Here is a 14,085-nt window from a genome sequence, read left to right as displayed (position 1 = left end):
ACCACGGGATCGATAGGCCAGACCTGGAAGCTCAGTAATGAGTGCAGGGAACTGGCACTAACCGGCCGAAAACTTACAACACATATCGCAACCACTATTCGGATCCCACGACATTTCGTCGTGCGACACCACACCCCCCACCAGTACACCTAAATAGAGTTACGGCGGTCACAGCGACAGGGAAACGCCCGGTCCCATCCCGAACCCGGAAGCTAAGCCTGTCAGCGCCGATGATACTGCCCTGATCGGGTGGAAAAGTAGGACACCGCCGAACATACACAAAATCGCCCCCTGCATAAGGGGGCGATTTTGTATTTATGCCGGTTATTCAGTCGAACAGCGTAAGACTGGTAGCCGCCCGCTTTTGCTCAAGGTCCAATAGCGCTTGTTTGCGTTCGAGCCCGCCGCCGTATCCGGTAAGTTTTCCGCCGGCTCCGATTACCCGGTGGCAGGGGACGATAATGGCGATGGGATTGTGGCCATTGGCCAATCCCACTGCGCGCGCAGAACCGGGTGCGCCTATTTGTTGCGCAATTTCGCCGTAGGACCGCGTTTCTCCGTATGGAATCGTCAACAATGCCTTCCAGACCCGCTGCTGGAAATCCGTCCCTTTCATATCGAGCTCTAGGTCGAAGTCGGTGCGCTCGCCCGCGAAGTAAGCGCTCAATTGTTCGACGGCGTCGGTGAATACGTTTTCGTCCGGCGTCCAGTCGGTGCGGCTCGGTTCGTAGGTCTGATCGACCATTCGCAAATTGGTGAGAACCGAGCCGTGCCCCGCCAGGGTCAATGGCCCGATGGGGCTGTCGATCGTGCGGAAATGGATCATGCAATCTCCTTCGAGGAATCCTGCTGGGGCCACTGATTCACCGGATGATCGAGGGTGGTCCACAGGTGCTGCGTGGCGTACGAGCGCCACGGTCGCCACCGGGTGCTGTGCTCGATCAACTCCCGTTCTCGCCCAGGCAATCCCAGTTGATCGGCCGCTGATTTGAGGCCCAGGTCGCTGGCCGGAAAGGCATCTGGATCACCAAGGCCACGCATGGCGATTATCTCCGCCGTCCAGGGGCCGATCCCCGGCAGGCCCAACAATTGGCTGCGGGTTGTCTCCCAGTCGCATCCGGGGTCCAGTTCGACGCTTCGGTCCGCTATCGCGCCAACGAGTGTGCTCAACGTCCGCCGGCGCGCTTGCGGTACCGCCAGATGCGCCGGATCGATATCGGCTAATTGCTCGACTGACGGGAAGGTGTGGGTCAGTCCGCCGGCGGTGTCGGACACCGGTTGCCCATAGGCCAGAACCAGGCGGGCGGCGTGGGTGCGGGCGGCCTTCGTCGACACCTGCTGGCCCAGCACGGCCCGCACCGCGAGTTCGGCCTCGTCGACCGTGCGAGGAATGCGCTGTCCGGGTGCCTTGGCCACGACCGCTTGCAGCGCAGGATCACGGCTGAGGGCTTCCACCACCGCTTCGGGATCGGCGTCGAGATCTAACAACCGGCGGCAGCGCGCCGTGGCGGCGGCGAGGTCACGGAAGTCGTCGAGTACCAGTAAGCAACGCACGTGGTCAGGTGCCGGTTTCAGGGTGACCAACCCGGTCCCGGACGCAAGCCGCAGCGTCCGCCGGTAGGCGCCGTCACGGACTTCCTCACACCCGGGGACCGCGCTGGCGGCCAAGTGACCGAACAAGCCCTCGTAGGCGAACGGCGCCCGGACCGGTAGCCGAAGCGACAGTGCGCCAGGGGAAGAGGAGCCGTCGGACCCGAACCGCGCGGTGGCGCGCTTGCGCAAGGCCGTGGGCGTGCTGTCACACACCAGGCGCACGGTGTCATTGAACTGGCGAATGCTGGAGAAGCCGGCGGCGAAGGCGACGTCGCCGAAGGGCAAGTCGGTGGTCTCGATCAGCACTCGCGCGGTCTGCATGCGCTGTGCGCGTGCCAGAGCCAACGGGCCGGCGCCGACCTCAGCCTGCAGCAGCCGCTCCAGTTGCCGCGTCGTGTAGCCGAGGTGGGCGGCTAGCCCCGTCACACCGTGGCGGTCCACCGTTCCGTCGGCGATGAGCCGCATGGCGCGCGCCACCACATCACCGCGCATGTTCCACTCCGGAGAACCCGGCGACGCGTCCGGCCGGCAACGCTTGCAGGCTCGAAAGCCCTCCCGCTGCGCTGCCGCGGCGGTCGGGAGGAACCGCACGTTCCGGGCGAACGGTGGCCGGACTGGACAACTGGGCCGGCAATAGATTCGCGTCGTCAGGACCGCGGTGACGAACCAGCCGTCGAACCGGGCGTCCTTGGCTTGGACCGCTCGGTAGCAGCGCTCGAAATCGTCATGCACACTTCGAGAATTACACCTGCGCACCGACATGACTGGCGGAAAAGCGACATCAAGGTGAGCGGTCAGCTTTGTGCTCCGCGGGCTGCACGGGCATGGCCAGCTGGGTCGGTTCGTCGTAGCCGCGCAGTGTCACCCTTTCGCCCAGGTGCCAATGTTGACGCTCTTCTTCGCTGGCTCCATTCAATGCTTCAGACGTCGCTAAGAGTCGGCCCTCATAGTTTTTCGCCAGCTCGCACAGTCGGGCCGCTTCGTTGACCGGTTCGCCGATCACCGTGTATTCGAAGCGCTCCTTGGCGCCGACGTTCCCGGCGACCACCTGACCGGCCGCCACGCCGATGCCGGCCTTGCATTCGATCATCTCGTTGGCGAGGCGCTCGGCGATACAGCGGGCGGCGCCCAACGCTGCGTCCTCGGGCTTTTCCAGGCGGTTGGGCGCGCCGAAGATGGCCAGCGACGCGTCACCCTCGAACTTGTTGACCAGCCCGCAATGGCGGTCCACCTCTTCGACGACGACGGTGAAGAACCGGTTGAGCACCTTGACGACCTCGGAGGGACGTTGGCGGGTGACCAGTTCCGTCGAGCCGATGATGTCGATGAACACCACGGCCACGTGACGTTCTTCTCCGCCCAGTTTCGGTCGCTCCCGTTCGGCGGCCAGCGCCACCTCGCGGCCCACGTGGCGGCCGAACAAGTCGCGGACCCGCTCCCGCTCGCGCAAGCCCGCCACCATCGCGTTGAAGCCGCGCTGCAGCTCGCCCAGCTCCGTCCCGTCGAAAACCACCAAATTGCCACGCAGGTCACCCTTTTCGACGCGCTGCAGGGCAGCCCGGACCACCCGCACCGGCGTGGCGATCAACCAGGCGAGGATCCACATCAGGATGAAGCCGAAGATCAGCGTGGCGCTCGACAGGAACAGCACCGCCACGGCAAGTTGCGTCTTGGTCAGGTTTCCCAGCGTCAGCGTGAAGAATGCCGTCAGCGCGATGCCAAGGACCGGCACACCGGAACCGAGCAACCAGACCGTCAGCGTGCGGCCCATGATGCCCGGCGCCAACCGGCGAGGCGCATGCCCGGCCTCGAGCGCTTGTGCGGCCACCGGGCGCAGCGCGAACTCGGTGAACAGATAGCAGGCGGTGGACACCAAGATCCCGCAGAAGCTCACCACGAAGCCCACGATCGGGATGAAGGTGGTGTTCGCCCACCCGTAAAGCGTCGCAAGCAACACCGTCCCGACGCCCCACAGCGTCAACACCCCGGCCGCCAGGTAGAACGGGGCCAGGAACGTGTTGCGTTCGTCGGCCGCGTTGGGCTTGCGTTCTTCGATCGCCCACCGCAATGCGGTCACCGTGCGCCGGGTGATCCAAAACGTCCCCAGTGCCAGTGCGACGGCGATGTAAGCCGGCGAGACGCCGAAGGTGATCCACAGCGGCGCATCGCTGAAGACACTGGGCGACGGAAAGGCCAGGGTCAGCAGCAGCACAGCGACGCCGATGCCGATGAAATTGGCGCCCAGGATGAACGCGGTCAGGATGGTCTGAATGCGGATACGGCGGCGGTGCTGGCTCTCGGTGACCCGTCCCAGCAGCCAGGAGCCGTAGGCGGGGGTATCGGGCCGCCCGCTTTGCCGGGTGACGGTCTCGAGCACCCGGCCCAACCGTTGCGCAACGGATTTCTTGGCCGCCGTATTGGGGGACATGGTGGCGTCAGCCTAATTCGTCGGGAACGCTCTAAGGTATGTCGGGTGCGTCTAGTGATCGCCCAATGCACTGTTGATTACGTCGGCCGGCTCACCGCCCACCTACCCTCCGCACGCCGGTTATTGCTGTTCAAAGCCGACGGATCGGTCAGCGTCCACGCCGACGACCGCGCGTACAAGCCGCTCAACTGGATGAGCCCACCGTGCTGGTTGACCGAGGAGATCAGCGGGGAAGCGCCCGTGTGGGTGGTGACCAACAAGGCCGGTGAGCAGTTGCGGATCACCGTCGAGGACATCGAGCACGACTCGAGCCACGATCTGGGCGTGGATCCAGGATTGGTCAAAGACGGCGTCGAGGCGCACCTGCAGGCGCTGCTCGCCGAGCACGTACAGCTGTTGGGCGAAGGATATACCTTGGTCCGCCGCGAATATATGACCGCGATCGGGCCGGTCGACCTGCTGTGCCGCGACGAGAACGGCGGGTCGGTGGCGGTGGAAATCAAGCGACGCGGCGAGATCGACGGTGTCGAACAGCTGACTCGCTACCTCGAACTGCTCAACCGGGACAGCGTCTTGGCCCCGGTCAAGGGTGTGTTCGCCGCGCAGCAGATCAAGCCGCAGGCGCGCACCTTGGCCCTCGACCGTGGTATCCGTTGTCTCACATTGGATTACGACATGATGCGCGGGATGGATAGCGACGAGTACCGGTTGTTCTGATGCCGCGTCGCCGCAAGCCGCCCAACCGGCAACAGCCGGGGGCGATGCCGCCGCCGCTGCGCCGCGTGGAGACCGGACCCGACGGTTATGAGTATGAAGTGCGCCCGGTCGCCGCGGCCCGCGCCCTGAAGACGTATCGCTGCCCCGGTTGTGACCACGAAATCCGTTCCGGCACGGCGCATGTAGTGGTGTGGCCGGCAGAATCATCGGAAGACGTGGAGGATCGGCGCCATTGGCACACGCCGTGCTGGGCCAACCGCGCCAATCGCGGTCCTACCCGTAAATGGTGGTGACGCTCGAGTCGCTTCAGGCGGCCGGTTCGACCAACTCGATTAGCACGCCACCGCCATCTTTCGGGTGGATGAAGTTGATCCGCGAGTTTGCCGTGCCGCGTCGGGCGGCTTCGTAGACCAGCCGTACGCCCTGGGAACGCAGCCGCTCGCAGAGCGCGTCGAGGTCGCTGACGCGGCAGGCGAGCTGTTGGATGCCCGGACCCCGCTTGTCGAGGAACTTGGCGATCGTCGAAGACTCGTCGAGCGGCGCCATCAGTTGGATCTGCGCGGTGGAGCCGGGGACCGCCAGCATCGCCTCACGGATGCCTTGGTCGTCGTTGACCTCCTCATGCACCAGAATCATGCCGAGGTGGTCGTGATACCACTCGATCGCGGCGTCGAGGTCGGCGACGGCGATGCCGACGTGGTCGAGCCCGGTTACCAAAGTGGTGGCCAGGACCTGACGGGCGTCAACTTGATCGGTGGTCATCTCACAACGGTAACCTCAAGGGAAAGAATTTGCTTCTCCGGGTTGCCCGGATCAGCTCTCCCCGTGCGCTTAGGAGGTAGTCATGACCACGTCGGTGATCGTTGCTGGAGCCCGCACTCCGATTGGCAAGTTGATGGGTTCGCTGAAGGATTTCAGCGCCAGCGATCTCGGTGCGATCGCCATCAAGGGCGCGCTGGAGAAGGCAAACCTGCCGGCCTCCGAGGTGCAGTACGTGATCATGGGCCAGGTGCTGACCGCCGGAGCCGGCCAGATGCCGGCCCGTCAGGCGGCGGTCGCGGCCGGCATCGGCTGGGACGTGCCCGCGCTGACCATCAACAAGATGTGCCTGTCCGGAATAGACGCTATTGCCCTTGCCGACCAGCTCATCCGGGCGGGGGAGTTCGAAGTGGTGGTGGCCGGTGGGCAGGAGTCCATGACCAAGGCCCCGCACTTGCTGATGGACAGCCGCTCGGGCTACAAGTACGGCGATGTCACGGTGCTCGACCACATGGCTTACGACGGTTTGCACGACGTGTTCACCGACCAGCCGATGGGTGCCCTGACCGAGCAGCGCAACGACGTCGACCAGTTCACCCGTCAGGAACAAGACGAATACGCGGCCCGCTCGCACCAGAAGGCCGCCGCGGCATGGAAGGACGGCGTCTTCAACGACGAAGTTGTCCCAGTGACCATCCCGCAGCGCAAAGGCGACCCGCTGCAGTTCAGCGAAGACGAGGGCATCCGCGCCAACACCACCGCCGACTCACTGGCCGGTCTCAAGCCGGCTTTCCGCAAGGACGGCACCATCACGGCGGGCTCTGCCTCCCAGATCTCCGACGGCGCGGCCGCGGTCGTGGTGATGAGCAAGGAGAAGGCTCAATCGCTGGGCCTGACCTGGCTGGTGGAGATCGGGGCGCACGGTGTGGTTGCCGGACCGGATTCCACCCTGCAGTCCCAGCCGGCGAATGCGATCAAGAAAGCCATTGACCGCGAGGGCATCTCGGTCGACCAACTCGATGTCGTCGAAATCAACGAGGCGTTCGCCGCGGTGGCGCTAGCCTCCACCAAGGAGCTCGGTGTGGATCCCGAGGTGGTGAACGTCAACGGAGGCGCCATCGCGGTCGGGCACCCGATCGGTATGTCCGGAGCGCGGATCACGTTGCATGTCGCGCTGGAACTGGCGCGCCGCGGCTCAGGCTACGGAGTGGCCGCGTTGTGCGGGGCCGGTGGCCAGGGCGACGCCCTGATTCTGCGCGCCGGGTAGCAACCGGAAAAAGTTTGCTGGCAGACGCGGCAAAGCGGCGCTCACGGGTGTTGTGATTTTATTCATATTGACACCCGTGAGCTGCCGAACGCGGCTTCGGGCCGGTTAACGCGCCCGCTGACGTCGTGACAGACTTGGCTATGTGACGCGTCCTCGACCTCCGATCGGGCCAGCGTTGGCTGGTGCGGTCGACCTGTCCGGTCTCAAGCAACGAGCACAGCAGAAGGCGACGCCAAGCGGCGCCGCCGGCGGGGCGCCCGCGGGCGGCGGCAGCCCGGGCGGCGCCACAGTCACCCAAGTCACCGAGGCGAACTTCGAAGACGAGGTGATTGCTCGGTCCGACGAGGTGCCCGTCGTCGTCTTGCTGTGGTCGCCGCGCAGCGATGTCTGCGTCGACCTGCTGGACACGTTGACCGGGTTGGCCGCCGAGGACAACGGCAAGTGGGCGCTGGCGTCGGTGAACGTCGACTCCGCGCCGCGGGTGGCTCAGATCTTCGGCGTCCAGGCCGTGCCAACCGTCGTGGCGTTGGCGGCGGCACAGCCGATTTCGAGTTTCCAAGGTCCGCAGCCGGCCGATCAATTACGCCGGTGGATCGACAGCTTGTTGTCCGCTACGGCCGGCAAGCTGCGGGGCCCGGCGGGTGCCGACGACGACGCCGAGGCCGACCCGGCACTGCAACAAGCGCGCCAGCAACTCGAGGCCGGTGACTTCGAGGCCGCGCGCGCGTCATATGAGGCGATTCTCGACGCCGATCCGGCCCACGTCGAAGCGAAGGCCGCGGTCCGGCAGATCGAGTTCCTGACGCGCGCGACCGCGCAGCGACCAGACGCCGTGGCGGTCGCCGACGCCGCCCCGGACGACATCGACGCCGCGTTTGCCGCCGCCGACGTGCAGATCTTGAACCAGGACGTCAGCGCGGCGTTCGAGCGACTGACCGCGCTGGTGCGGCGCACCGCGGGCGACGAGCGGACCAGAGTGCGCACCCGGCTGATCGAGCTGTTCGAGCTGTTCGATCCGGCCGACCCCGAGGTGGTCGCCGGACGGCGCAACCTGGCCAACGCCTTGTATTGATCCGGCCTTATTCGGGCTCGAACCACAACGCCGAGGTCGGCGGCAGCACCATCACCGCGGACGCCGGGCGGCCATGCCACGGGTCTTCGGTGGCGTCCACACCGCCCAGGTTGCCGATCCCGGCGCCGTTGTAGATGGTCGCGTCGGTGTTGAGCACCTCCCGCCAGCGGCCGGCCTGCGGCAGGCCCAGGCGATAGTTGCCGTGTTCGGCGCCGGAGAAATTGAACACGCACGCCAGCACCGAGCCGTCGCTGCCGTAGCGCAGGAAGCTCAACACGTTGTTCGCCGAGTCGTTGGCATCGATCCACGAGTAGCCGTCGGGAATGGTGTCCTGGCTCCACAAAGCCGAATGGCTGCGGTAGATCTCGTTGATGTCGTGGACCAGCCGCTGGACTCCGTTGGAGAAGCCCTGCTCGTCGAGTTGCCACCAGTCCAGCCCACGTTCTTCGGACCACTCGGCGCGTTGGCCGAACTCCTGACCCATGAACAGCAGTTGCTTGCCCGGGTGTGCCCATTGGTAGGCCAGCAGGCTGCGTAGCCCCGCTGCCTTGGTGTGGTTGCTGCCCGGCATCCGGCCCCACAGGGTGCCCTTGCCATGCACCACCTCGTCGTGGCTGAGCGGCAGCACGTAGTTCTCGCTGAACGCATACAGCATGGAGAACGTGATGGCGCCGTGGTGATAGCTGCGGTGGATCGGGTCACGACTGAGATAGTCCAGCGTGTCGTGCATCCAGCCCATGTTCCACTTCATCGAAAAGCCGAGGCCGCCAAGATTGGTCGGTCGGGTAACGCCGGGCCAGGACGTCGATTCCTCGGCGATGGTGACGATGCCGGGCGCGGCTTTGTGCGCGGTGGCGTTCATCTCCTGTAGGAATTGCACCGCCTCGAGGTTCTCCCGGCCGCCGTAGATGTTGGGCGTCCAACCACCTTCGGGCCGCGAGTAATCCAGATACAACATCGACGCCACGGCATCCACCCGGAGGCCGTCGATGTGGAATTCTTGCAGCCAGTACAGGGCATTGGCTACCAGGAAGTTGCGCACCTCCGGGCGGCCGAAGTCGAAAACGTAGGTGCCCCAATCCAATTGCTCGCCGCGCTTGGGGTCGGAGTGCTCGTAGAGCGGGGTGCCGTCAAACCGGCCCAACGCCCAGGCGTCCTTCGGGAAGTGCGCCGGGACCCAGTCCACGATGACGCCGATGCCCGCCTGGTGCAGGGCATCGACCAGCGACCGGAACTCGTCAGGTGTGCCGAAGCGGGACGAGGGCGCGTAGTAAGACGTGACCTGGTACCCCCACGATCCCCCGAACGGGTGCTCGGCGACGGGCAGCAACTCGACGTGCGTGAATCCCTGCTGCACAACATATTCGGTCAATTCTTCGGCCAGCTGTCGGTAGCTCAGCCCGGGCCGCCATGAGCCCAGGTGCACCTCGTAGGTGCTCATCGGCTCGAACACCGGGTTGCGCTGGGCTCGCTGCGCCAGCCACTCGGCGTCATTCCAGGTGTATTCGCTGACCGTGACGCGCGACGCCGTCTGCGGCGGCACCTCGGTGCCGAAGGCGAACGGGTCGGCCCGGTCTGAAATGACGCCGTCGGCGCCGTGCACCCGGAATTTGTACAGGCCGTTGGGCGGGAAGTTGGGCCAGAACAGTTCCCACACTCCGGACGATCCCAGCACCCGCATCGGCGATTCGGTGCCGTTCCACCCGTTGAAGTCGCCGATTAGGTTGACGCCCTTGGCGTTGGGAGCCCACACGGCGAACGAGACACCGTTCACCACGCCATCGGCGGTCTTGAACGAGCGGGGATGGGCGCCGAGCACCTCCCAGAGTCGTTCATGGCGGCCTTCGGCGAACAGGTGCAGATCGACTTCACCCAAGGTGGGCAGGAACCGATACGCATCGGCCACGGTGTACGGTTCGGAGCCTTCGTAGGTCACCTGCAGGCGGTAGTCGATGAGGTCGACGAACGGCAGCGCCACCGCGAACAAGCCGGAGTCGATGTGCTGCATCGGGTATTGCTCGTCGCCGACGAGTGCGACGACGCTGGCCGCGTGCGGACGGAACGCCCGAATGACGGTGTGGTCGCCGTATTCGTGGGCGCCCAGGATGCCGTGCGGGTTGTGATGGGCGCCCGCGGTCAGGCGCGCCACCTCGCCGGGTTCCGGCGCCAAGTGCGTTTCGGACAATTGATTTGTGGGGCTCATCTACCCTCACCTCCTGCGCAGCAGCGTGAGTCGGGAATCGGACGGGATCAGCGGCATGTTGATGATGTGGGCGACTGCCCGGCCGGGATCAATGCGGACGTAATTGGCGTGGCCCCACTGGTATTCCTCGCCGGACAACTCGTCGCGGACCCAGAACCGTTCGTAGGGCTCCATGCCCAGTGCGGCCATGTCCAGCCACAGCGTTGCCTCCTCGGGGCCAAACGCGTTGAGTGTCACCACCACCAGCACGCAGTCGCCGGTTGTCGGATCGAACTTGCTGTAAGCCATCAGCGCGTCGTTGTCGACGGTGTGGAAATGAATGTTGCGCAACTCCTGCAGGGCGGGGTGCAGTCGACGAATTTCGTTCAGCCGCTTGATGAATGGCTCCAACGATCGGCCCTCGGCCAGCGCGCCCTCGAAGTCGCGGGGTCGCAGCTCGTACTTCTCTGAGTCCAGGTACTCTTCGCTGCCTTCCCGCACCGCGCGGTGTTCGAACAACTCGTAACCGGAGTACACCCCCCACGCCGGACCCATGGTCGCCGCCAGCACCGCGCGGATGGCGAACATGCCCGGGCCGTTGTGCTGCAGGATCGCGTGCAAGATGTCCGGGGTGTTGACGAACAGGTTCGGCCGGCGGAAGTCGGCCAACGCGGCTATGTCGTTGCCGAATTCGGTGAGTTCCCATTTGGCGGTGCGCCAGGTGAAGTAACTGTAGGACTGCGTGAAGCCGAGTTTGGCCAGCCCGTACTGGCGTGCGGGCGGCGTGAACGCCTCGGAGAGGAACAGCACGTCGGGGTCGATGGCTTTCACTTGGCCGATCAACCACGCCCAGAAGTCGGGCGGCTTGGTGTGCGGGTTGTCGACGCGGAAGATCTTGACGCCGTGGTCCATCCAATGCCGCACCACCCGCAGCACCTCGTCGTAGAGCCCGGCAGGGTCGTTGTCGAAGTTCAGTGGGTAGATGTCCTGATACTTCTTCGGCGGATTCTCGGCGTAAGCGATTGTGCCGTCGGGCAATTCGGTGAACCACTGCCGGTGGTCGCGCGCCCACGGGTGATCAGGCGCGCACTGCAGCGCGAGGTCCAACGCCACTTCCATGCCCAATTCGCGGGTCGCCGCGACGAACTTGTCGAAGTCGTCGATGGTGCCCAGATCGGGATGTACGGCGTCGTGCCCACCTTCGTCGCTGCCGATCGCCCATGGTGATCCGACGTCACCGGGTGCGGCGGTGGGATTGTTGTTGCGTCCCTTGCGGTGCACCTTGCCAATCGGGTGGATCGGCGGCAGGTAGACCACGTCGAATCCCATGTCGGCGATGCGGGGCAAGGCCGCGATGGCGGTGGCGAAGGTGCCATGCACCGGGTTGCCGTCGGCGTCCCAGCCGCCGGTCGAGCGGGGGAAGAACTCATACCAAGACCCGAACCGGGCCGCCGGCCGGTCCACCCATACCCCGTACTGTTCGCCGCGCGTGACGATATCCCGCAACGGATAGGTGGCAAGCAATTCTTCGGTCTCCGGCGCCAGGGCCAACGCCGTGCGGGTGGTCGGGTCGCCCGGAGTGCGCAACGCTTTCGCGGCATCCAGCAACGGATGCCGCTGCTGGCGCGGCACTCCGGTGGCCGCGCGCTCGAACAGCGCCGCGCCGACCAGCAAGTCATTCGACAATTCCGCTTCGCCCTGGCCGGCGTCGAGCTTGGCGACCAAACCGTGCCGCCAGGATTCGATGGGGTCACCCCAGCCGTCGATCCGGAAAGTCCACAACCCGACGCTGTCGGGGGTGAACTGACCGTGGAACACGTAGGGCTCGTCACCCATTGTCATGGGCAATTGCTGCGGTTTGACGCGCTGGGCCTCGACTGCGCCGGGCGCGGCGGCAGCGGGGGCTTCCGGCGCCTGCACCGCCTTGATCCGGCGGACGTCGGCCCCTTGCGGATACCGCGGACCGAGGTAGCGCACGACTAACGTCGCGGCAACCGCCTCGTGACCTTCTCGCCATACCGCGGCGCTAACCGGCACCACCTCGCCGACCACCGCTTTCGCGGGATACGCGCCGCAGGAGACGACGGGCTGGACGTTATCGATCTCGACACGACCGGGCACACATACTCCGTTCGATGGGTTCATTACCCCGGACAGCGTCGTCTCGGGATCTTTTCGTGTGTCGTTGTCTGCTCGTCTCTTTGCGCCCATACCCACCCAAGAGTCGGACCACACGCGGGCGGCCAAAGCTGTCACCGACGTAACCCTGCATTCGGCGGAATCGTTAGTAAGGTAAAGATGCGTGAAGGCCCTCCGTCGCTTTACCGTCCGTGCTCACCTGCCCGACCGTCTAGCCGCGCTGGACCAGCTGTCGACCAACCTGCGATGGTCCTGGGAAAAACCCACTCAAGACCTGTTCGCCAGCATCGACCCTGAACTCTGGTCGAACTGCGGAAATGACCCGGTGGCGCTGTTGGGAGCGGTGAAACCGGCCCGCCTAGACGAACTGGCGCTCGACGAAGAGTTCTGCCGTCGGCTCGACGAACTGGCGGCCGACTTGAACGACTACCTGAGCCGGCCGTTGTGGTACCAGCAGCAAGAAGAAGCCGGTGTCTCGATGCCGACCGGCATCGCCTACTTCTCCATGGAGTTCGGCGTCGCCGAGGTGCTGCCGAACTATTCCGGTGGCTTGGGCATTCTGGCCGGCGATCACTTGAAATCGGCTTCTGACCTCGGGTTGCCGCTGATCGCGGTGGGGTTGTACTACCGTTCCGGCTACTTCCGGCAGTCGCTGACCGCCGACGGATGGCAACAGGAAACCTACCCCTCGCTGGATCCGCAGGGCCTGCCGCTGCGGCTGCTCACCGATACCGGCGGCAACCCGGTGCTGGTGGAGCTGGCGTTGCCGGACTCGGCCCAGTTACGCGCGCGGATCTGGGTGGCCCAAGTGGGGCGGGTGCCGCTGTTACTGCTCGATTCCGACGTGCCGGAAAACGAGCACGATCTGCGCGGGGTCACCGACCGCCTGTACGGCGGTGACCAGGAACACCGCATCCGGCAGGAAATCCTGGCCGGCGTGGGCGGTGTCCGTGCCATCCGGGCGTTCACCGCCGTCGAGGGCCTTCCGGCCCCCGAGGTCTTCCACATGAACGAGGGCCATGCCGGCTTTTTGGGGGTGGAACGCATCCGTGAACTCATGACCGGATCAGGGCTGGACTTCGACACCGCGCTGACCGTCGTGCGGTCCAGCACGGTGTTCACCACCCACACCCCGGTCCCCGCCGGAATCGACCGTTTCCCGGTGGACATGGTGCGCCGCTACTTCGACGACACCGTCGACACGGTGTCGCGATTGCTGCCCGGCGTGCCGACGAAGCGGGTGCTTTCGCTGGGCGCCGAAGACGACGCGACCAAGTTCAACATGGCTCACATGGGGCTGCGATTGGCGCAACGCGCCAATGGCGTCTCGCTGCTGCATGGCCGGGTGAGCCGGGCCATGTTCAACGAGCTGTGGCCGGGCTTCGACCCCGCCGAGGTCCCGATCGGGTCGATCACCAATGGGGTGCACGCCCGCACCTGGGCCGCCCCGCAGTGGCTGGAGTTGGGCCGCGAATTGGCCGGGTCGGACTCGTTCAGCGAGCCGGCCGTGTGGCTGCGGTTGCAGCAAGTCGACCCCGGACATCTGTGGTGGATCCGTTCGCAACTTCGCACGTTGCTCGTGGCCGACGTCCGGCGACGGCTGCGCCAGTCCTGCTTGGAGCGCGGCGCCTCCGACGCCGAATTGGCTTGGATCGCAAAGGCTTTCGATCCCGACGTGCTGACCGTCGGATTCGCCCGCCGGGTACCGACCTACAAGCGGTTGACGCTGATGTTGCGCGACCCGCACCGGCTGGAGAAGCTGCTGCTCGATCCGCAGCGGCCGATTCAATTGATCGTCGCGGGTAAATCGCACCCGGCCGACGACGGCGGCAAGGCGCTAATCCAGCAGGTGGTGCGGTTCGCCGACCGGCCAGAAGTGCGGCACCGCATCGCGTTCCTGCCCAACTACGACATGTCGATGGCCCGGC

The 14,085-nt window shown here is 65.4% G+C and carries 11 protein-coding genes and 1 rRNA gene; 6 read left to right on the top strand and 6 right to left on the bottom strand.

What is annotated here, in order from left to right:
- Positions 1-160: 160 nt before the first annotated feature.
- Positions 161-274, top strand: a 5S ribosomal RNA gene (rrf, locus tag A9W95_RS06545).
- Between the two features lie 54 nt (positions 275-328).
- Here the strand turns inward: rrf and A9W95_RS06540 are convergent.
- Genes A9W95_RS06540 through A9W95_RS06530 form a run of 3 tightly spaced genes read right to left on the bottom strand, consistent with a single transcriptional unit; the run spans position 329 to position 4,021 of the window.
- On the bottom strand, positions 329-826 hold the full coding sequence (locus A9W95_RS06540; protein WP_067409871.1) for a methylated-DNA--[protein]-cysteine S-methyltransferase: 498 nt from the start codon (positions 824-826) through the stop codon (positions 329-331).
- Entirely contained in the window at positions 823-2,325 is a 1,503-nt protein-coding gene (locus A9W95_RS06535; protein WP_067409866.1) for a DNA-3-methyladenine glycosylase 2 family protein, read from the bottom strand. Before A9W95_RS06535 ends, A9W95_RS06540 begins: the two co-directional genes overlap by 4 nt.
- Before the next feature lie 49 nt (positions 2,326-2,374).
- Entirely contained in the window at positions 2,375-4,021 is a 1,647-nt protein-coding gene (locus tag A9W95_RS06530; protein ID WP_067409863.1) for an adenylate/guanylate cyclase domain-containing protein, read from the bottom strand.
- A 45-nt stretch (positions 4,022-4,066) separates the two neighbouring features.
- On the opposite strand from A9W95_RS06530, the gene nucS reads away from it, so the two are divergent.
- Together nucS and A9W95_RS06520 are read left to right on the top strand one after the other, a co-directional pair.
- Positions 4,067-4,738 (top strand): endonuclease NucS, encoded by a 672-nt coding sequence (gene nucS / locus A9W95_RS06525; RefSeq protein WP_067409860.1) that lies wholly within the window; start codon positions 4,067-4,069, stop codon positions 4,736-4,738.
- Positions 4,738-5,031, top strand: coding sequence for a hypothetical protein (locus A9W95_RS06520; RefSeq protein ID WP_067409858.1), 294 nt, complete (start codon positions 4,738-4,740; stop codon positions 5,029-5,031). The genes nucS and A9W95_RS06520 overlap by 1 nt, the downstream gene beginning before the upstream one ends.
- A 13-nt stretch (positions 5,032-5,044) precedes the next feature.
- On the opposite strand, the gene mce is transcribed toward A9W95_RS06520, so the two are convergent.
- The gene (mce, locus tag A9W95_RS06515) at positions 5,045-5,500 is read right to left on the bottom strand and encodes a methylmalonyl-CoA epimerase (protein WP_067409855.1); all 456 of its coding nucleotides are present in this window, start codon (positions 5,498-5,500) and stop codon (positions 5,045-5,047) included.
- 82 nt (positions 5,501-5,582) lie between these two features.
- Here mce and A9W95_RS06510 point away from each other — a divergent pair, with 82 nt between their 5' ends.
- The gene (locus A9W95_RS06510) at positions 5,583-6,764 is read left to right on the top strand and encodes an acetyl-CoA C-acetyltransferase (RefSeq protein ID WP_067409853.1); all 1,182 of its coding nucleotides are present in this window, start codon (positions 5,583-5,585) and stop codon (positions 6,762-6,764) included.
- A 142-nt stretch (positions 6,765-6,906) separates the two neighbouring features.
- Positions 6,907-7,836: a tetratricopeptide repeat protein gene (locus tag A9W95_RS06505; RefSeq protein WP_067409851.1), complete on the top strand. Its 930-nt coding sequence runs from the start codon at positions 6,907-6,909 to the stop codon at positions 7,834-7,836.
- A 7-nt stretch (positions 7,837-7,843) separates the two neighbouring features.
- Here the strand turns inward: A9W95_RS06505 and glgB are convergent, their stop codons facing one another.
- Together glgB and A9W95_RS06495 are read right to left on the bottom strand one after the other, a co-directional pair.
- Entirely contained in the window at positions 7,844-10,039 is a 2,196-nt protein-coding gene (glgB, locus tag A9W95_RS06500; protein WP_067409850.1) for a 1,4-alpha-glucan branching protein GlgB, read from the bottom strand.
- 6 nt (positions 10,040-10,045) lie between these two features.
- Positions 10,046-12,139 carry an alpha-1,4-glucan--maltose-1-phosphate maltosyltransferase gene (locus A9W95_RS06495; protein WP_216638136.1) on the bottom strand — a complete coding sequence of 698 codons (2,094 nt, stop codon included), beginning with the start codon at positions 12,137-12,139 and terminating at the stop codon, positions 10,046-10,048.
- A 181-nt stretch (positions 12,140-12,320) separates the two neighbouring features.
- Between A9W95_RS06495 and glgP the strand changes: the two genes are divergently transcribed.
- On the top strand, positions 12,321-14,085 hold a 1,765-nt coding region (gene glgP / locus A9W95_RS06490; protein ID WP_067409846.1), incomplete at its 3' end, for an alpha-glucan family phosphorylase.

Source organism: Mycobacterium sp. 1423905.2, assembly GCF_001673155.1.
Lineage (GTDB): Bacteria > Actinomycetota > Actinomycetes > Mycobacteriales > Mycobacteriaceae > Mycobacterium.
The sequence above is the reverse complement of the archived record's forward strand: the minus strand, read 5'-3'. Positions and strand labels throughout refer to the sequence as shown.